General features: G+C 63.6%; 17 protein-coding genes and 1 pseudogene. 8 read left to right on the top strand and 10 right to left on the bottom strand.

Translation table 11 applies throughout. From position 1 onward, the window contains the following. Positions 1 to 312 precede the first annotated feature (312 nt). Both MLGJGCBP_RS23370 and MLGJGCBP_RS23375 read left to right on the top strand, forming a co-directional pair. Positions 313 to 1407, top strand: coding sequence for a ParA family protein (locus MLGJGCBP_RS23370; protein WP_160098377.1), 1095 nt, complete (start codon positions 313 to 315; stop codon positions 1405 to 1407). Beyond that, positions 1407 to 1871, top strand: a complete 465-nt coding sequence (locus MLGJGCBP_RS23375) for a hypothetical protein (RefSeq protein ID WP_160098379.1) — start codon at positions 1407 to 1409, stop codon at positions 1869 to 1871. Before MLGJGCBP_RS23370 ends, MLGJGCBP_RS23375 begins: the two co-directional genes overlap by 1 nt. Positions 1872 to 1886: 15 nt before the next feature. Here the strand turns inward: MLGJGCBP_RS23375 and MLGJGCBP_RS23380 are convergent, their stop codons facing one another. From MLGJGCBP_RS23380 to MLGJGCBP_RS23400, 5 genes and pseudogenes are all read right to left on the bottom strand, one after another. Beyond that, a complete protein-coding gene (locus MLGJGCBP_RS23380; protein ID WP_160098381.1) occupies positions 1887 to 2969 on the bottom strand; it encodes an IS630 family transposase in 1083 nt (360 codons plus the stop codon). A 517-nt stretch (positions 2970 to 3486) separates the two neighbouring features. Beyond that, positions 3487 to 4097, bottom strand: a pseudogene (locus MLGJGCBP_RS54355) (ParB/RepB/Spo0J family partition protein); the annotation flags it as partial. Between the two features lie 63 nt (positions 4098 to 4160). Further along, the gene (locus MLGJGCBP_RS23390) at positions 4161 to 4307 is read right to left on the bottom strand and encodes a hypothetical protein (RefSeq protein WP_160098383.1); all 147 of its coding nucleotides are present in this window, start codon (positions 4305 to 4307) and stop codon (positions 4161 to 4163) included. Between the two features lie 160 nt (positions 4308 to 4467). After that, entirely contained in the window at positions 4468 to 8166 is a 3699-nt protein-coding gene (locus tag MLGJGCBP_RS23395) for a HEAT repeat domain-containing protein (protein ID WP_160098385.1), read from the bottom strand. A 407-nt stretch (positions 8167 to 8573) separates the two neighbouring features. Beyond that, positions 8574 to 8939 carry a hypothetical protein gene (locus MLGJGCBP_RS23400; protein WP_160098387.1) on the bottom strand — a complete coding sequence of 122 codons (366 nt, stop codon included), beginning with the start codon at positions 8937 to 8939 and terminating at the stop codon, positions 8574 to 8576. A gap of 414 nt (positions 8940 to 9353) precedes the next feature. Between MLGJGCBP_RS23400 and MLGJGCBP_RS23405 the strand changes: the two genes are divergently transcribed. Then, the gene (locus MLGJGCBP_RS23405; protein WP_201453179.1) at positions 9354 to 9932 is read left to right on the top strand and encodes a helix-turn-helix domain-containing protein; all 579 of its coding nucleotides are present in this window, start codon (positions 9354 to 9356) and stop codon (positions 9930 to 9932) included. Between the two features lie 154 nt (positions 9933 to 10086). Here the strand turns inward: MLGJGCBP_RS23405 and MLGJGCBP_RS23410 are convergent, their stop codons facing one another. Continuing rightward, entirely contained in the window at positions 10087 to 10794 is a 708-nt protein-coding gene (locus MLGJGCBP_RS23410; RefSeq protein WP_160098389.1) for a competence protein CoiA family protein, read from the bottom strand. Between the two features lie 156 nt (positions 10795 to 10950). On the opposite strand from MLGJGCBP_RS23410, the gene MLGJGCBP_RS23415 reads away from it, so the two are divergent. The 3 genes from MLGJGCBP_RS23415 (at position 10951) to MLGJGCBP_RS23425 (ending at position 12739) form a co-directional block, all read left to right on the top strand. Further along, positions 10951 to 11583, top strand: a complete 633-nt coding sequence (locus MLGJGCBP_RS23415; RefSeq protein ID WP_160098391.1) for a hypothetical protein — start codon at positions 10951 to 10953, stop codon at positions 11581 to 11583. Positions 11584 to 11589: 6 nt separating this feature from the next. Further along, entirely contained in the window at positions 11590 to 12060 is a 471-nt protein-coding gene (locus tag MLGJGCBP_RS23420) for a hypothetical protein (RefSeq protein ID WP_160098393.1), read from the top strand. 103 nt (positions 12061 to 12163) lie between these two features. Beyond that, positions 12164 to 12739, top strand: coding sequence for a hypothetical protein (locus MLGJGCBP_RS23425; RefSeq protein WP_160098395.1), 576 nt, complete (start codon positions 12164 to 12166; stop codon positions 12737 to 12739). Here MLGJGCBP_RS23425 and MLGJGCBP_RS53785 read toward each other — a convergent pair. Next, complete coding sequence (locus tag MLGJGCBP_RS53785) at positions 12712 to 13032, bottom strand: GmrSD restriction endonuclease domain-containing protein (protein WP_160098397.1); 321 nt, start codon at positions 13030 to 13032, stop codon at positions 12712 to 12714. The two genes, MLGJGCBP_RS23425 and MLGJGCBP_RS53785, sit on opposite strands and share 28 nt — an antisense overlap. Before the next feature lie 275 nt (positions 13033 to 13307). Between MLGJGCBP_RS53785 and MLGJGCBP_RS23435 the strand changes: the two genes are divergently transcribed. Further along, positions 13308 to 13586 (top strand): hypothetical protein, encoded by a 279-nt coding sequence (locus tag MLGJGCBP_RS23435; RefSeq protein WP_160098399.1) that lies wholly within the window; start codon positions 13308 to 13310, stop codon positions 13584 to 13586. 72 nt (positions 13587 to 13658) lie between these two features. Here MLGJGCBP_RS23435 and MLGJGCBP_RS23440 read toward each other — a convergent pair whose 3' ends face one another. Continuing rightward, a complete protein-coding gene (locus tag MLGJGCBP_RS23440; protein WP_160098401.1) occupies positions 13659 to 13976 on the bottom strand; it encodes a hypothetical protein in 318 nt (105 codons plus the stop codon). Between the two features lie 633 nt (positions 13977 to 14609). Then, a complete protein-coding gene (locus MLGJGCBP_RS23445) occupies positions 14610 to 15674 on the bottom strand; it encodes an ATP-dependent DNA ligase (protein ID WP_160098403.1) in 1065 nt (354 codons plus the stop codon). Positions 15675 to 15883: 209 nt separating this feature from the next. On the opposite strand from MLGJGCBP_RS23445, the gene MLGJGCBP_RS23450 reads away from it, so the two are divergent. Continuing rightward, a complete protein-coding gene (locus tag MLGJGCBP_RS23450) occupies positions 15884 to 16843 on the top strand; it encodes a hypothetical protein (RefSeq protein ID WP_236581311.1) in 960 nt (319 codons plus the stop codon). A gap of 933 nt (positions 16844 to 17776) precedes the next feature. Here the strand turns inward: MLGJGCBP_RS23450 and MLGJGCBP_RS23455 are convergent. Further along, entirely contained in the window at positions 17777 to 18397 is a 621-nt protein-coding gene (locus MLGJGCBP_RS23455) for an FHA domain-containing protein (protein WP_160098405.1), read from the bottom strand. Positions 18398 to 19139: the final 742 nt, after the last annotated feature.

A 19139-nucleotide genomic window follows, 5' to 3' on the forward strand; every position in this document is an offset into this window, starting at 1 on the left:
ATGAATCGCAGCCAACCCGAGAGTCCTGTGACCAGCGCGAATTGACCGGAATGGGGGAGGAGTGGGTATCACGCTGCTCATACAGACTGCGTCAATCCCGGGAATTATTGAACCCACGCGTTACCCTTTGTGCGCACGTATCCCAGGAGTCACAGGTGTAACGCGCTACCACCAGCACCTGTGAACCCCGGATGTCGTGGAGAACCTGGGTTTTACGGTTCTCGCACCACAAAACAACCACCAGAACGGATCCGCGATGCAGCATTCACCGATGTCGCAGCCCGTCGGCCGCGCAAGTGGGGGAGGGGCACGATGACCACCCTCACCCGCGAGCAGGCCGACGCCGCGCTCGACAAGACCTGCTCGACGACCTCCCAGAAGGGAGGCGTCGCCAAGACGACCACCACAGCCCAGTACGCCATGTTCCTCGCGAACCTCGGATTCAAGGTCCTGGTCGCCGACGCCGACACCAGCCGCGGCATGACCACCCTCACCGGGACCGCGCCGACCGCAGAGCACCCGTACTCGGTTGCCGACCTCATCAAAGGTGACGTTGACCCGAGCCTGTGCGTGCACACCGCGGCGGATGCATGGCAGCCTGACACGACCCGATCCTGGAAGCTCGGCGGCGCACTCATCGCCGGCGGAAGGATCGACGTCATCCCGTCACCAGGTGGGACGCTCCAGGCGATCTCCGACGAAAAGCCGGCAGCCTCACACCTCCGGATGTGGAAGGGCCTGCACGAATCCGGTCTGTCCGACGACTACGACATTGTCCTGATCGACTGCCCGCCGTCCTCGGGCGCCACCACCGAGCTGTCGATCCTCTCGTCCGGGTGGGCGATCTTCCCGGCGCACCCCGAGATGCTCGGTACGGTCGGCTTCGCGGACGGTGTGAGGGCTGTCCGGCAGTTCGCGGAGGCGTGGCGGCACCCGCTGGCCTCGGCTGGCGTGGTGTTCACCAAGGTCAACCGCACCAGCGAACACAAGACAGGCATGCAGGAGACCGTCGACTGGGTCTCGACGATCTGGGCCGACTCCGGATTCCCGGAGGACGACCCCAGAGCGGAGTTCGCCTCCGGTGTGTGGACACCGGCGATCACCGAAGCTGCATTCGTGGCGGCAGCGAACTCCCGGGGAGAATCCGTCGCGAGTGTGCTGCCCGGCCTGTACACCGTGGTGGGGGAGCCGAAGGTCGGAACGGAGAACCAATTCCGCTTGATCTCCGCCTACATGCGGCACTCGCTGAACCTGATGGCGTTGCTGGTGCCGACGCGCTACGAGGACGTCATCGCGAAGCTGGAAGCTGAGCCGATGCCCCCGGTGATGCGGGAGGTCCTGTTCGAATCGCCCCTGAAGTTCAATCCCGAGGCCGCGATGGTCTCTACCCCTGAGGGAGTCCACTGATGGCTTTGCAGAGTGCCCGCCCGAGCCGTTTCGGTGACACAGCGCCACCGTCGCCCGCGACCGTCGCGGCCGCCACCCAGACCGCGCCCGCAGAGGAAACCACGGCCTCACCCCTGACATCAGTGCCCACTCCGGAGGCGACGCCCGAAGCGCCTGCCGCACCGGCGAAGAAGCCGGCCGCGAAGAAGGCACCTAAGCCCGCCGCGACGGAGTCGACCGACAAGCTGCGCAAGAGCGTCGAATGGTCCAGCGATGTCGAGGCTCTGTTCCAGGACGGTTGCGACGACTGGTACGGCGACCGGAACAAGAGGGAGCGTAAGCGCCGACTCGGTCGCCGCCCATCGGACAACGGAATGGTCATTGCCCTGGTCAAACTGGGCCTCGAGGCGATCGCCGACAACGAGAAGTACAACGATCGGCTCGAAGAGCTGCTGCCGTCGGACGGCCGCCGCCGCACCAGCTAGTGGTGTGTCTCTGATTTAGCTGATCTTTTCGAGTGCGACGCGGCCGCGGGCGACCTTGGCGAGGATGGATTCGGCGGTCGCGGTCCATTCGTAGGGTCGGAGGTTTTCGTTGTGGGCGTCGAGGTATTCCTCGATCGAGGCGATGAGGTGCGGTACGGAGTGAAAGACCCCGCGTCGCAGAGCTTTATCGGTCAGCTCTCGGAACCAACGTTCGACGAGGTTGAGCCATGAGGAGGAGGTGGGAGTGAAGTGCAGGTGGAACCGTGGATGCTTGTCGAGCCAGGCCCGGACCTTCTCGTGTTTGTGGGTGGCGTAGTTGTCCAGGATCAGGTGGATTTCCAAGTCCTTGGGCACCTCACGGTCGATGGTGCGCAGAAATCGCAGGAACTCCTGATGGCGGTGGCGCGGCAGGCACTGGCCGATCACCTTGCCGGTAAGGACGTCGAGCGCGGCGAACAAGGTGGTGGTGCCGTGACGCTTGTAGTCATGGGTCATCGTCTCGCCGCGGCCCTTGATCATCGGGAGCGAGGCCTGCGTCCGGTCGAGGGCCTGCACCGACGACTTCTCGTCCGCACACAACACGATCGCCCGCTCGGGCGGGTTCAGATACAGACCGACGACGTCGACGAGCTTGTCCTCGAATCGCGGATCATTCGACAGCTTGAACGTCTCGACCCGGTGCGGCTTGAGTCCACGAGCGGACCACACGCGCTGGACCGTGTCCTTCGAGACTCCGACATGCTCGGCCATCGTCCGGCAACTCCAATGAGTCTCGCCTTTCGGGCGGTAGTTCTGCGTCAGGTCCACGATCTCGTCGATCTTCTCCTGCGGGATCGAGGGCTTGCGACCTCGACCCTTGCGCACCTCGCCCAACCGCGCCATGCCATCCTCGGCAAACCGTGTCCGCCAGTTCGCCACCGATCCCGGCGATACCGACAACGCCTGCGCGATAGCCGTGTTGGCCACACCGTCGGATGCCATCAACAGCGCCTTGGCCCGCACCACCTCCCGGTGCGCACCCGTCTGGGACCGCGCCAACGACTCGAGCACAACACGCTGCCCATCGGAAATCTGCAAAGCGGGTACCGGATTCCTCATGCACGGATTCTATCGAATCAATCCATATTTATTTGCGAGACACACCACTAGCACCGGCGGCGCAACGATCACGTATCCCCGGGAAGACCCTGTGTCTCCCGGGGATACTGCTGTCCGGGGAAGTTTGCACGACGCCGCAAGATTGCCCAGACGACCTACATCGTTCGCTATCCGGCGCGCTATACCGGACTTTTCAACCGCACATCTAAAACGAACGGTTCTGGGCGAATGACCAGCCGTAGGTTCGTCGTGGAGCGCCGTTATCCGGTGTACCGGTATGTCCATGGCCAAAACGGACCCTGGTGACCGCAGAATGGCGCTCAGCCCGTTTTGCCTTGTCGGCCGGACTCGGTAACAGCCCATGATGCGAATGACCGCGACCGTCAACCACTGTTCACTCTCTTGAGTGGGTAGGACGTATGGCAGTCGACGAAAGGGTGCAGTCGTCGTTGGAAGCGTTAGGCCGCACGACCTAACGCTTCCAGCAGAGGATTTCGGCACCGGTAGGTCGCCCGAGTCAGTGTCGATTGGTGAGTGCCTGGATGAGTGTTCGCAGTCCGTCGGCGTCGAGGTAGTCGACCAGGGCGTCAGCGAGCGTAGTCGGGTCAGCCTCCAGGCGGCGGAAGGCACGCTTGACCTTCGCTGCGGTAACGGGAGGTCTTGCCGGCAATTGGTTTCGGATTCAGGTGCGGGATCGGGATCGGGCTTCGTGTGTTCCCGCTGTTGTTCGGCGACCCAGGCTTGGACATGGGCCTCGGGTGGTACCTGTGCGAGAGAGCGGGCGGTGCGGACGGCGAGTTCGCCGTTACGGAGGGCGGTTTGGAGTTCGGGGGTGAGTTGTAGCAGGGCCCGTCGCTGGGAGATCCAGCCCTTGGACTTCGCGAGTTTCATGGCGGCCTTCTCGACGGTTCCGCACTCGCCGATCAGGAGTTCGACGGCCTTGGCTTCTTCGATGACGTCGAAGTCGCGGCGGCCGACGTTCTCGATGACCGCCGCGGCGAGCAGGGTCTCCCGGTCCTTGGCGACTTCGTCTTTGACGATGATGTCGAGGTTGGGGCGGCCGAAGTTTTCGGCGGCGGCCAGGCGACGGCAGCCGTTGATCACCACCCATCGGGCGAGCCCGATCTTGGCAGGAGGATCGGTGACCACGGCGCTCTCCTGCGCGAGGGGTGCACTGTCCATCCGGTGTGTTCAGATGCCCTCGACGCTGAGGCAATATGACGCGTCCTCTTCCATTGCCGCTTCGTCGATCACGACACCGTCATCGCCGCGCACTTTCCACAGGAATGGGGAGAAGATCGACGTGTAGTCCTCGGGCACCGTCTCGCCGGTGCGCACCTGTCTGTCGTACCCGGTGCATTTCTATGTCGGCAGCTACCAATCGCTCGACGCCGAAGGGACCACCCGCATTTGAAGCATCCGGTCGGCTGACCCCGGCTCGGTGCCGCGGACCTGACCCGCGCCGCATTGTAATGCAATGTCGCGCCCCACGAAGACCTCACATGCCGTGGTGGCGCGTCCGCCGAGTTTGAACTGGATCGTCGTCAGCGACCTGCGTAAGTAAGATTAGGGCCTGGATCAGCGGCGACCTCAGGTCCCTGTGGACCGGCTCGGAGCGAAAGTAGACGAAGACAGGGCCAATCACAATCGGATCGATGTCACCGCCTTGAACATATTCGACCAGCCATTCGGCGAATTCGTAGCCACCGATATGCGCGAGCGCCTCTATTGCCGACTTGCGGAGGTTCGAGTCGGTGTTGGGGTCGGTGAGAATGCGACGCAGGGTTGTGATCGCCTCTGGTCCGCCGATTTTGCCGAGCGCCTCTGCTGCCGACTTGCGGAGGTTCGAGTCGGTGTTGGGGTCGGTGAGAATGCGACGCAGGGTTGTGATCGCCTCTGGTCCGCCGATTTTGCCGAGCGCCTCAGCTGCCGACTTGCGGAGGTTCGAGTCGGTGTTGGGGTCGGTGAGAATGCGACGCAGGGGTGTGATCGCCTCTGGTCCGCCGATTTTGCCGAGCGCCTCTGCTGCCGACCGGCGGACAATCGGGTGGGTGTTGGGGTCGGTGAGAATGCGACGCAGGGTTGTGATCGCCTCTGGTCCGCCGATTTTGCCGAGCAGATAGGCTGCCCGCCAGCGGAGGTCCGAGTCGGTGTCGGTGAGTGTCTGACGTAGAACGTCGATCGCCTCCGGATCGCCGATTTCGCCGAGCTCCGATGCAGCTACCCGGCGGATAATCAGGTCGGTGTTGGGGTCGGTGAGCGTCTGGCGTAGAACGTCGATCGCCTCTGGTCCGCCGATTGTGCCGAGCGCCAATGCGGCCGTACCGCGGAGGTCCAGATGGGTGTTGCGGTCGGTGAGTGTCTGGCGTAGAACGTCGATCGCCTCTGGTCCGCCGATTCCGCCGAGTGACGCTGTAGCCACCCTGCGGACGCTCAGGTCGGTGTCACGGTCGGTGAGTGTCTGGCGTAGAACGTCGATCGTGTCCGGTCCGCCGATTCTGCCGAGAGCCCCCGCGGCCGTCTCACGGAGGTCCGCGCTGGCTTTGGGGTCGGTGAGTGTCTGGCGTAGAACGTCGATCGTGTCCGGTCCGTCGTCAATTAGGCAGAGCAGGTCTGCGGCCCGCCAGTGGACCTGCGGGCTGGCTTTGGGGTCGGTGAGTGTCTGGCGTAGAACGTCGATAATGTCCGGTCCGCCGATTCTGGCGTGAGCCCCCGCGGCCGTCTCACGGAGGCTAAGGTCGGTGTCGGGGTGGATGAGCGTCTGGCGCAGAATGTCGATCCCATCTGGTCTGAAACGGTGGAGCGCGTCCGCAGCCCGCCAGTAGTCGTCCAGATCTGTGTCCTGGTTGAGTGTCTGGGACAGGACGTCGATCACGGCCCGAGTGCCCACATACCTGAGCGCCCCTACGGTGGACATCTGAAGACGTGGATCGGGGTGGATGAGCATCCGGCATAGGACTTCGATCGCGTCCGATCCTCCGATGCGGCCGAGCGCGTCCGCTGCCCACCAACGGACATCCAGATCGGCGTCCTGGTTGAGTGTTTGGGACAGAACTTCAATCGCGGCCCGACCTCCCACATATCCGAGCGCCAGTGCGGCAGTCTTGCGTACCTCTCGGTGTGCGGTGGGATGCCGAAGGAGGGTCGACGATTCTGCGAGTAGTGAGCCAATACTGCGAGAGACCTTCCCCCGCAAGTCATCGTCGAACTCGGCGACCGCAGCTGCCGCAGTCGACAAGGCGATGTGAAGTGGATCCGGTCTTCGATCGACGAGTTTGGACATGACCCCTGCGGGTGCAAGGCAGGCGACGAGAATCCATACCTCGCGCCAGGAGGGTTCGAGGTAAAGACGAGCGTCGAGGCAATCATCGATGAGGTTTTGATGGATAGCAAGGTGTTCGGCGACGAGGTATTCGGCGAAGGTGCGGTGCACGAACAAGAAGGGCGGGTTTCGGCCCTCCCGGGTGTCTCCGTCGGGTACAAGCACTCCGGCGTCATTCGAGAGGATCGTGATTGCGGCGGCAGTTGAGATGTTTGCCGGCAGCTGGATCGACGCGAGGTGCGCCTGCAGGGTTGTGTCTGGAATGCGGTCGAGCCACCCGTCCGGACTGTCGGCAATCTTGAATGCCAGCGGCCGAAGGATGTCCAGGAGTAGCCGCTCACGCTCGTGGGGATCACTAGGAAGCGATGCAGTTACGGCGCCCGTGAACGCCCGGTGCTCCCGGCGAAGGAATCGGCGCAGAATTCGACTGTAGATTTCTGCGCGTGTCCGCGGGAGCCGCTCTTCCGGATCGGACGCGAGATGACATAGAAGCGCGAGCAGAAGGGGAATCTGTGCCATCGTGGCTAGTGCCGCGGTTTGGAGTCGCTGTTTCAGTTCATGTTCTCGGTCGACGTGGAGGTGCCAGGACGCGATATACGCTTGCGGGTCGGTGAAGGGGAGCAGTTCGACCTCAGTCCACGTCTGTGGGTCGAGCAGTCCGCTGCTGTAACCCGCGATTCGGGAAGTGACGATGGTGCGCGCGACGGAATTCGTCTGATCGTCGATCATCCTGATGACCGCGTCCCGGGCGTCAGCGGGGGTTTCGTCGAGGGCGTCCAGCAAGTACGTTGTCGGTCCGCTGCGGCAGTGTTCTTGGAGCCAGCGCCGCAAACCGGCGGTCATGGCGGTGTCAAGCTGGGCGAGCACCGCGGTGGCGGCCTCCGGGAGATCGCCACCGACGGCGGCGGCGATGGCGTCACATCGGACGGAGAGTGGTATATCGATTCCGTCAGGATCAACCTGGGGATCGGCGAGCTTGAGCGCCGCGGCGTCGGCTAGGCGTATTGCGTGCATCTGCGTGACCCAGGACTTGCCCGCACCGGGATCACCGAGAACTACAACTTGATTACTGTTGTCGGTGACGTTCGCGTATGTCGCGGTGTGGGCGTCTGAGGTTGTAAAACGTCCTGCCGCTGGCGCATAGACATCATCGGTCTCAAGAGTTCTCCTCCGGAGTCCGACGCGTGTCGTTGCCTCTACATCGAGGCGAGTGGGGTCGGGGTGGTTCCTGAGGTAAGGCAGTCTGGAGAGGTTCTTGCGATGTCTGGCGGCTTCACGAGTACACCACTGTGTGAGCTGGCCCCGCACGTCGCGTGAACTGAGCGGGGGAATGTTGGATTCAGACAGCTGGGCGGCATGTCTCGCGAGTACCGCGAGCTGCGCTTGGCCAGTGAGCCTGCTCGATGGACCGGAACCGGTGTAAATAATAGCGTCGATGATGCAGGTGGGCAGGATGTCAGCGAAGTGATCGAGGTCGATTTGGTGGTCGGCTTCGAACTTCGGGGGATCGTTTCCGGACAGCGTGAGAGCGTCGTGGAGCAACCCCTTGATCTCTGCGGAGTCCGCGTGAGCCATCGCGCATCGCGACACGACTGCGATGATGTTCTTGTTCGATTCGAAGGGCTCGAAGAAGGTGCGGCCGTGTTCTGACCACCACATCAGCTGTTCGTCGGGGTCGGTCATTCGGGCTCGTTCGGCGGCCACGGCGAGCCCACTGACGAACGCACCCTCAAGTTCTTTCTGTGCTGCCCTGGCGAAAATCGCCTCATTGACAAGTTTGGTGGCGGCGGTGGTGGCCGCTTTGACTGTGGCTTTCTGGGCGAGCTTCTCGACATCAACTGACCTGATGATTTCACTAAGGTAGTCGAGTGACATCAGGCCCCCTGTGCCAGAGACGCTGTCGGATGAGCTGAAGATTACTCGGACCTCCAAAAAGAATCTCTGGTTCTGGGTGTCGTGGCGTACTGACGGACGAGGGCCTGGCGGATCGGTGATCCTGTCACACCAACTCGGCAACACAGCTGTGATGATCGGTCATCTAATGCAATACCGGCGTTCTACTGGTAACCCTGCCGATCCAGAACCCCGGCGATCGTAAACCCGCAGCCTTCTGGTCCGACCTTCGCTAGGGCTTCGACCGGGCGGAACGTCGGCGAGGGCGAGCACATCACGGTCTCGGTGACCAGCACAGTGCGAGTCGGCCGCTGTCATGCTCTGAAGTTTCGCGAACCCCGGATTGTGTCGGACAGCATTCATCCTCAACGGGGCGGGCGCCGGGTGACTCATCCTGTGTGATGAAACTGGCTGGTGACCTGCGCGGCTTCTTCCGCGGTCGGGGCGGCGGGGGCGCAGCTGCGCAGTTGCAATTGGGTGTTGGCGGTGCCTGGCCCGCACAGCTGGCCGGTGGCCAGCGCTCGCTCGATGCGGCACCGGACGGCGCATTCGTGGGCCGGGTCGACGGCGAACACGACCCGGATCTGGACCTCCATGCCGTCACGGTTCGCGTGGGTGTGGTGGGGGGCCAGCGAGCAGGGCCGCTGACGACCCCAGTGCGTGCATAACGCGGACGTGACCGCGGCGCCGGGGGCGTCGATATCGGCCTCGGGTGTCATGACGAGAATGGCTTGGTGCGCGAACACGCTCCGCATGTTCCGTAGTGTCCTCCCGGAAAGCTGTCCGGGACAGTGGGGACGGGGAAGTTCGGTCAGAAAATAGGACCGTGCCAGGCGATTGCGTGTTCCTCAACCCGCCTGGTGCTGACCGCCCTGTTGTTGAGCGTCGCTTCGAATGACGACCACTGGGCCCGTGATCGTCACTCCCTATGCGGATGAGTGGCCGGGTCGAGGGCCGTTCGTCTGCATCACCAACGTGCCGACGATGGCGGTGCCCGAGATGACGTCGATGACGCGGGATCGTTGGTCGGCAGAGTGACGGTGCGGTCGTTCATTGGCATCGATGGGTGACGGCGGCGGTGAAAGCCCCTCCGTTCAACACCAGGTGGCCCCTGGCGCGGCGGGCGTGTGCTAGTCAAGACTGAACAGCTATGAGTGGAGCCGCCGCCTGTGATCGTGATCCTGTCCGCCGAGGGCGCCGCCGAGCACCTGGCCTCGGGTGCGATGGCGTGCCCGGCATGCGGCGGCGGACTGCGCAAATGGGGATTCGGCCGTACCCGTACGGTGCGCGGGCTCGGCGCCGACAGGGTGACCGTGCGACCCGCCCGTGTTCGTTGCGCCGGCTGCAGCAAGACTCAGGTGCTGTTGCCGACCGCCCTGCAGGTGCGCCGTGCCGACACCACCGAAGTGATCGGAACGGCATTGGTGCACAAGGCCAATGGGCTCGGGTACCGGCGCATCGCGGAACGTCTGGACCGGCCTGTATCGACAGTGCGCCGGTGGTTGCGTCGAGTCCCGCCCGAGCACCTGCACTGGATGTACACCCAAGGCTGTGAGCGCCTCGCCACGTACGCGGCCGACGCGTTCAGTCGCATCCGCAACACCCGCAATCCGCTGCATCACACACTGACAATGCTGGCCGCCGCGGCGTTCCACGCCCGTGAACGGTTCGGGTTCGAGGACCCGCCATGGACTCTGATGGGGATGTACACCCGTGGACGTCTCCTCGCACCACCCCGCGGCGGCTGAAAACCGGTTCCGCGGGGTATCCGCATGCCCGCATCCAGCCGTCAATATGCAGACCGCGCCTTCAACGTGACGACGACGCCGTCACCATGCCGACGAAAACCTCGAAAACAGTCCGAAGCCGTCTGCATTTACAGCGACGCGATCATCTGCATCTTCAGTGACGGGCAACATTCGGTACGGCAGGGAGTGGCACGGGGTTCAACGCAGCCGGCGGTGCCGAGCGTGCGGATCCGACGACGATGACACGGTCGCCCCAGTAGACGGGCGTCGACCAGTCGTAGCGGCGGAAGGTGCCGCCGCGGTAGGGAACGAACAGGACGCCGTGCGGTGCGATCCCCGCGAGTTGCCTCCGCCATCGTTCCAAGGGGGTCCCGGTTACCCAGCGGCTGATCGTTCGCAGCTTGCTGCGTTGCCGTGACGGTGTCACCGTCATGGCGCTGCGTCCGGAACCCGGCCACAGTGAGACAGCCGGCACTCTGCGAGGGCGAGATCCTGGGCGGTGAAGTTCGACTCCGTCGAATGCGAGAAGTGACGGCATGGACCGCCTGCTTTCGTTCGAGAACAGCGGATCGAGTTCGATGAACAGAGTCCACTGCCCACCGTCGGGATCGAGATGCAGGTAGAGAGGCACACCGCCGTCGGCTAACGGATCTCCGGGATAGCCGTAGTTGCTAGATCCCGGATGGTATTCCTCGCAGAGAGAAGTGCCTTCGCCCGGGTTGTGCGCAAAGTGGGCGATCTTCTCCATGCCACTCCGCAGGTGCACCTGCCCGCAACAACACGGGCACAGGTATCCGGGACGTCGTGCCGCATCGACTGCGGCGATGAGGCCCTCATGGGTCAGGTCGATTGCATAACGCACTTCGGTAGATGCGCCTTTCTCGGACAGTCCCGCATACCTTTGCGAATAGTATTGTCCGGCCGCAACGCCGAAGGACGTGTGGTGGTTCGCATTCCCTCTCAGGCCTGCGGCGATGCAGTCAGTAACCCTGTCGCACCACGGGACGATGATCTGTTCATGACCCCTGAAAGCCAGGACGTGGCCATGGTCCTGAAACTCGTGGACGAGGCGGGACTCGAACCGAACGAGGACGAACGCAAGTGGGACCACATGGGTGCGCTCATCACCGACGCCGCCCTTCAGCCGCGTACTCGCTACACGACCACCGTCCGGCCCCGTGCCCGCAGGGTCTACGACGAGTGGCCTGATGCGAGAACAACCGCGGGTTTTCGGGCACGCCTGGACTCAGAGGATCTGCCGACGTACCTCAGATGGCGAAGCAGCTCGCCGAAGATCACGAAGATCTACGACCTGGTCTCCGTGATGGAAGACCTCGGCATCGACACCGTCGACGAGCTCTCCGCCCGCTTCCGCGAGCCCGTCCAGGAGCAGGAGACCCGGAGAGCGCTGCGATGCGTCAAACACGTCGGACCGAAGACACTGGACTACATCGCGATCCTGACCGGATCAAACAAACACATAGCAGTAGATCAACACATCGCCGCCTTCGTGCGCGGCGCCGGCTCACGGGTCAAGTCATACGACCAGGTTGCAGCGGTCGTGCGCGCGGCCGCGGCCGAGCTGAGCTGCAGCCCCGGCGCACTCGATGCCGCGATCTGGAACTACATGAGCGCACAGTCAGGCAGGTGAGCGAGCGTGCTGACCGATCCGGATACATCGCTGCCCGAGCTCAGAGTTGATCAACGTCTGTTCATTTGCTCCGGGACCTCATGGTGGGAGGCGCTCGAGGACATCAGGACTCCACGCGAGCAACAAGTTTTCCAAGGCTGGGATGTCGACCGCCACTACAGAAAAGGCGATTGGATCCTGACCTACCTCAGTACCCGGCCCCGGGTGTTTCTGTGTTGGGAGCAGGCGACCCAAGACGCCACCCCCACGGGCAAAATCTGGGTCGACCACGACACGTCCGTACTCTTCTCCAACCTGATCGTCGTCGACCACATCGAGACGCGAACGGGGCTCACGATCTCATCGAAGCGCTGGTTCGAAGGTACTGAGGCTCAAACTATCCGACACGAATTGACGAAGGAACTGGGGTATCCCAGGAGTTGGCATGGCCTCGACGACATCGCAGGAACCGGCGACGGCTCCGTACTAAACTACTGACCGGGTCTCGGGTCTGTCATTCGTTCGATATACATGTGTCGGTTGCGTTTTCGGAAGACGCACATATCGACAGGTCAGTTGACGAAGTCGGAGTGGATCTGCAATGGAGTACGCACCGATTGTCACATATAGTCCTGGAATGCGAAGGAGCTACCGCTTTGCCGTCGTGTTGATGAGCGCTGTAACCCTCGGGGCCTGCGGTTCGTCCGGTGATGAGTCCGAACTTGTCCAGGGCACCGAGGTGGTGCCTTTGACGGACAGCGCAGCCCCTGTCCCGGAGGAGTCCCGAATTCTCAAGCCGGGCGACAGCACCGGTATCAGCCTCGGCAGCACACGGGGAACAATCACTCTTCAATCAGTGGAAACCGGCCTGAGATGCGGAGCCGACGGAACCCATTATCAAGCGTTGGAGTTCACCGTCGATCTCGATCCAGGCACCAGTTACATGACAGCAGGGTCGCTGGAACTGACCGAAATCCTCCCGGATGGAACACAGGCGACTTCGGCCTCGAACGTGGCAACCTATGACTGTCTGGCTGAGAACCAGCCCCAACTTGAGTCCATCCGCCACGGGTCAACGCAACGGGGATGGATTGTTGCAAAAACCCAACAGCCGCAGGGATCTTTCTACTTCCACACCGATTCGCAGAACTATATGGACACCATCATCGAATTCTGACCTAGCGGGGAGTCGCGGGCGTGACGGAATGCCGTCGAGCTCGTTGCCGGGGTCCAGCACCCTAGCACTGGAGGTTCCGAGCGAACTCGTCTCACCTCTACGAGGTCTCTGAGGGCCGAGAAGAGCAAGGTGAGCGTAGATAGGCGCTGCTGACCATCGATCACGTCAAAAGATGCGTCGTCCTGCTCGACAAGGACAGGCGAGCCGAGGAAGTACGGCTCACTATCACCGCGATCGAGTGTCTCCTTCCCGAGACGGCCGATGGTATTCGGGAATCTTGAACTCGAAGTCACTTGAGAAAATGATCCTCAGCGGGTGCTTCTGCGCCGTCAGTTTCTGCATCAGTCGTCTCCCTCCTCGTCATCAAGTCGTCCATTGTTCGCGGTATACGCCCGCCGACCGGCGGGACTGTGCACGGGACGATCGAGAGCAGTGGAAGTCGAATGCGCCATGCGCAACGCAGGCTTCTGGACCCTGTTCCGGGCGTGTCAACGTGGCGGTAACCAGTGGCTACGACGTCCGTCATGCTTATGCTCCGGATCTGCAGCCGAGTGGAAGGTGAGGACGAATGGCTGAGAGGAAGAGCACGGAGAAGCCTGAGCTCCCCGCGGTGGCCGTGGCCGCCCGGGTCCAGGTACGCCGGCGGACGAAACCGGCGGTGACCGGTGAAGTCGTCGCGGACTACGCCGAACTGACCGATACGGACGAACGCGGGCACGACTGGGCGCCAGTACACCGGTGGGCTGTCGCCCTCGACGATGGCCGCCTGGTCTTCGCCGATACCGCTGACCTCACCGTCGATCCCGGCACACGGAAATCCGGGCCGGGGGCAAGCCCAAATGGCTGAGGGCCAGCCGAGGGCGGTGTCTTTCGGTGTCGATGTTGAGCTGGAACGCGTTCTCTGGTTGCGTTGGTCAGGTCATTTCACAGTCACGCTCCCGCTGAAGAAGAACGGTGCCTGGTTACCGAAGCAGAAGACGGTCACGTTCGACGCTTTCGTGAAGCCGCTCAGCTTGCCTACACCTGCGGCGAAGGCGCCCGTCTTGAAATTGAACCCCGAGTCGAATCCGAAGCAGGTCCAGCTTTCCCCGGCCGGCACGGTGACAGTGACTTCACCTGAACCGGTTGCTCCGACGCTCAGTGCCGGCACCGCAGTTGCGGTACCCGTCCCGAGCGCGATCGCGGGAGCAATGACGGCCGACGCGATGGCCGTGCGCACTGCGATCTTCCTCTTCATCGTGCTCACCTCATCCTTGAGAGTCCCGACTCCTGTAGCGAACGGGAGGGTGGTGAACAGGCGGTCGCCGTCACGAACCCGTTCGGCTCATTCACGAGATCACCGATCCCGCTTACCTACGTATCGCACGGAGGAGCGCCTTACGTTTCATAAATGCTGGAATTGAACTCGATCTCCATTTGAACGAAAGTCCATTTCATTTCAATTGGACGACTGATCAAAAGAAGAAAATGTGTATCTGATCAGAAGAAGTGAATTCCGGCGTGATTGAGGGTAGGGAGAGGGCTTTATTCGGCAGGGAAGATAGCTTCGACTGCTTCCTTTTCGGTGTCGTCGCGCGACGGGCGACATCAGTGACTCCGCGGCACGTAGCCAGTCGTTGCCGAGCGGACGGGAGGGGGTGGCACCCTCGGGTCTTCCTGTTTCCGGGGCCACCCGCGGAACCCGGGTGAGGGTCGGTCACCGGGGGCTCGCGGATGACGAGCGGCTCTCGGGTCGGGAGGGGGAGCCGGCGCGAGAGTCTGCACTGTGTGCGAGGCCGTCGACCCCGCGCGCAGTGTTCCTGAGGGATACCCGCGAGAAATCGCTTCACTCCTAGGCTCCGCTGGTGTCGGCGGTACCTGCTGGTAAGGCTCACCAGCTGCGGGATCGTGTCGCGGTGTGCCCGGGTGTGCAGGTTATCAGCGCCGATTCGCGGCGGTCCTTGCGTGGAGGCGCGGGAGGCTGGCCGGGGCGCATCGTCGCTGCCGGTGCTGGTCTGCACCCCAGCCGTCCTGCGGGGTGCGACAGCGCGGTCCAGTGATCGGGTTGGAACGTGTGCGATCCGGGCAAGCGTCGCGTGGGGCACCGAGCAGGTTGTCGCCTGCCCCCGGACGCGGTGACCGCAGCGGGACAGCTCGAGGACGGACATGGGAGGTAGGGATGGGTAGACCACTGAACGGCCGCGGCGCCAATGATGATCCGCGGGGCGTGGAGCCCGAGGCCGCTCAGGCCGCTACTGACGTGCCCGACCTGCTTGAGCCGTCCGTCGGCGGTGGAGGCGCCGAGAACCAGTGCGGCCACCGACCGGCTGCTGCCGACGAACCCGATCGCGAGCACGGTTCCCCTTGTCCGGATCGCGGTCTTGATCCACGATCGATTCCGTTGTCCCGGAAGGTAAAGCGAGTTCGAGCGCTTTGCGACGATTCCCTCCATCTGGGCCGAGCGGGCCGCGTTCAGCATGACGCGACCCGTCTGGGATTCCCAGTGCGGGGGCACGGTGATCGGTAGGCCGCCGATCTTCCCGATGATCGATCCCAGTTCGGCCAGCTCCGCCCGCCGGTCCAGGTAAGGCGCTCGCAGAAGTTCTACGCCGTTTCGGACCAGTGCGTCAAAAGGTAGGTACGTCACAGGGATCCGCCGTTGCAGCGGTTTCGTCGCATGGGCCACGCAGAGTCTGCGCTGCAAGAGTCCCGAAGGCCGGCCGCGGTCCATGGCCACGATCCCCCCGTCGAGGACGATGCGCCCGCCGGCGCCGAAGGTCGTCGACAGGGCCTCGGCGACCTCCGGGTAGGAGGCGGTCACGATGTTGAGATTGCGGGTCCACAGCTCCGGCTCGCGGCCGCCGCCGCCGGAGGCCAGCAACTGGCACCCGTCGTACGTCATTTCGAAGCTCCACGGACGGTCATCGTCCGGGGGCGTGCCGGCCGTCGCGAGCATCGGCGCGATCAGCCTGTGATTGTGCCCTGACCTGCGCCATCGTCCTGAGAGGTGGCGTCGAGGTGGGTGGAGCAGATGGGGAACCGACACGGGACCATTCACGGTCTCAGTGCGCCCCTTAAGTATCTTTCGTACGCTTAGGTAACGAAAGAGACGTAACTGAACTAAACTAAAGACACGAAAGCGACTAAACCCGTAGAATCGGTACGGTGACGACCAACGACATCGAAGCCCGGGGCGACCGCCGGGGGATGTGCGAGTTCCCCGGTGGGTGCAGCCGACCCAAGCTTGACGATCCGAAGACGGGACGGCCGTCGAAGTACTGCGGACAGGCCGATCCCGGTGGCCCGGTGCACAACAAGGGCAACGCGTGGAAGGAGCGCCGACGCCTCGCGACCGTCGGTACGGGGCAGGCCGGGCCACCGGGGGCCGCAGGAGATGAGGGTGGGGTGACGGCACCGGTGTCGATGGCACGGGCCACCCTCGGTGTGCAGCTCGAGGGGCTGCCCCACCGTCTCGCGGAGCTCCGCGGTTTCCTCGCGACCATGACCGAGACGATCGCCTCGGTGACCGATGTCGAGGCGGCCGCCGCCGAGGTCGATCAGGCCCACGCCGAGGCGCTCGCGAAAGTATCCGAAGCGGAACGGTTGCGGGGCGAGGAGGAACGGCGCCGCCGTGACGCCGAGGCCCGGGCGCGGGAACATCAGCAGGCGCGGGAGGAGGCCGACGCGGCCGCGGAGGACGCGTACGCGGAACTGGCGCGGACCCAGACCAAGGCCGCTGCCGCCGTGGAGAACGCGGCGAACCGTGAACGTGAGGCACGTGCGGAACTCGAGCGCATCCAGGCCGACGCCGACGAGAGGATCGCTTCCGCCGAGGCCCAGGCTCAGCTCGCCCAGACCCGCGCCGAGACGCAGACCGCTGCAGCGCAAGCCGCCGTGCAGGAAAGCCGCGAGGACGTGGACCGTCTTCGCGGGGAACTCGCCGACCTGCGCACCGAGTCCCGCGCGGACCGCGATCAGGTGCGCGCCGATCACGCCGCACAACTGGCCGAGGTCCGGCAATCGGCCGCCGACCGTGTCGACGCGCTGACCACCGCCCTGCGCGCCGCCGAGCAGACGATCGAGGAACTACGGCGGCAACCAGGTGGCCGTGGCGCCGGCACCTGAACCAACGCCGCACCGCTGCACAGTCAGCGGGGGATACGACGACGCCCCGGAAAAGAGTCGGGAAAACCCGTCGCTGACCTCGGGCATTCCTGGCACGAAACTTGAGTATTGGCTCCGGCAATCCGGGCTGCCCGTCAGAAGGATCATCCGGGGTGATGCGTGTCCACCCTGGTGAGGATGGTTTCGCCGGGTATCAGGGATGAGAATTGTGTACACAGAGCGGGAGATACCCCGCAAATAGTTATCACAACAAGTCCACCACAGCGCTCGGCACTCAGGCCGGTACATGAACTAGTAAGTGACACAATGAATAACAGATTTTTGCGCGCGGCGTCCGTTGCATCGACCGCGATCGTGCCCCTGATTGCCTTCGGGTCCGGCATCGCGTCAGCCACTCCACCGGCAGCCATCAGCAGCGGCGTAACGGTCGCATACGTCTCTGATGTAGCTCAGCCCGAACCCATCCCTGGAGCAACAGGTCAGCGGTGCTCAGGAAATCGGGTCGGAGTCGACGTGAACACCGGCGAGGACATCGTCTGCGTCTACTCCCGCGACTACTACCCGGACGGAGAGTGGGTCATCGCCGACATCGTCGGTGTCCACAACATTGGCGAACCATGCGACCCCTCGACCGACAGGGCCTCACAAACGCCGGAAGGCATTCCGATCTTGTGTGTACAGGGCCAGGGGTGGACGCCTGGGCCATAGGCCGAGCAGGTGCAGTCGGTTCTCGTTGATCAGCACCTCCAGCGAGAACCCCGAATCCCCACCTCGGAGAGCGTACCCAGTTATAGCGCCTGTTTTCGGCGCGTACTACCGCAACCTCAGCATTTAGTGGTGCTGCGGCGCGGCTCCCGGTGCACCGATTGGTGACGGCCCCGGACGGAGCGGGGAGAGCCGGAGAGCCGGAAGGTCGAGGGATTTTTCTCGGATTCACAGATCGCTGGTGGTGATGATGCCACTGTGTCGGGCGCGGGCGACGAGTTGCATGCGCTTCTGGTTGTTCGGCAGATCCTCGAGACCGAACTTCGAGAAGAGAACGCGGAGATGGCATTTGATCGTGTCGACCGTCAAGAAGAGGTGGTCGGCGATCTCCTGGTTCGAGGCGGGATGGGCATAGGCTGCGTCGTTCTTGTAGGGCCGGCACAGCTCCACCAGGACCGCGAATTGCGCCGGGGTCAGAGCGGCGCGGGTGGGCAGGGCGTCGGCGGTGCCGGTCATCTCCCCGCTGGCCGCAATGAAGGTGCGGAAGGTCAGTGACGAGGATCCGATTCGGATGACGTCACCGGCGTGGAGTCGTCGGCGCCCACTGAGGCGGTCGCCGTTGACGAAGGTGCCGTTGCGGGAAAGTCCGTCGTCGGTCACCGTCCAGTAGGATCCGATCCATTCGATGGTGGCGTGCAGCCGCGACACGTTCGGATCCGAGGGCAACGCGATATCGGCCTTCTCCGAGCGGCCCACGGTGATCCGTGGTGCGTCCACGGACAGCACGAATTCGCGGGTGCCGTATCCGCCATCGAGATAGCAGAGAGTCGGTTCGCTCAGTGCGTTCATAGCCGTCCTCCCCGCAATTTCGGGCACACGACTTTCGGTCGGAGGCTTCGCCCTGTTGCCAGTCTAATTCCGCAGGTCGGCGCGGCACCATGGTCGGCGGTGCGGTTCCCACCCGAACCGGCGTGCCGATTTCCGACGAGGGGTGATAAGGGTCCACCCGGCGGGTGATGATTCGTCCGCGGCCAGCGCATCACACTGAAGGTCGACCACTTCGACCCGAGAAGATGCCATGCCGCGAACCCGTCACCACACCCGCCACGTCCGCCAGGAACTCGGTGCGCGTCGGGTATTGCCCCAGCGCGCAGCACCGGCGCAGACTGAAAGTACCGAACGCGCACCCGAGGGGGTGGGGCAGATGCCCCGACCTACCCGCTGGCGGCGGGCGGTCATGGTGATGTCCACCCTTGTGGTCGTGTGCGCTCTCGGGTTTTTCGGGTTTCTCTCGGGGCCCCCGCTTGCGGTCGCGGTGCCACACTCGGTGGCCGCCGATGTTGTGCGGCAACAACCCGTCGCGCCGTGGCCGACGATGCCCCAGCTTCCTGTCCCAGGGTTGGGGGAGAGTCTCGACCCGGCACCGTACCCTGCTGCCGACCATCAACAGCCGATCTGTGTCCCCGGAGGGGTGAGCTGTTCCGATCCGGGGATTCTGGAGGTACCGCCTGCGCCTGAGGGGTGCCCTCCGATCTGCGACGACCCGATTCTGGAGGTACCGCCTGCGCCTGAGGGGTGCCCTCCGATCTGC

The sequence above is a fragment of the Rhodococcus sp. T7 genome (genome assembly GCF_009872365.1).
In the GTDB taxonomy this organism is placed as follows: domain Bacteria; phylum Actinomycetota; class Actinomycetes; order Mycobacteriales; family Mycobacteriaceae; genus Rhodococcus_F.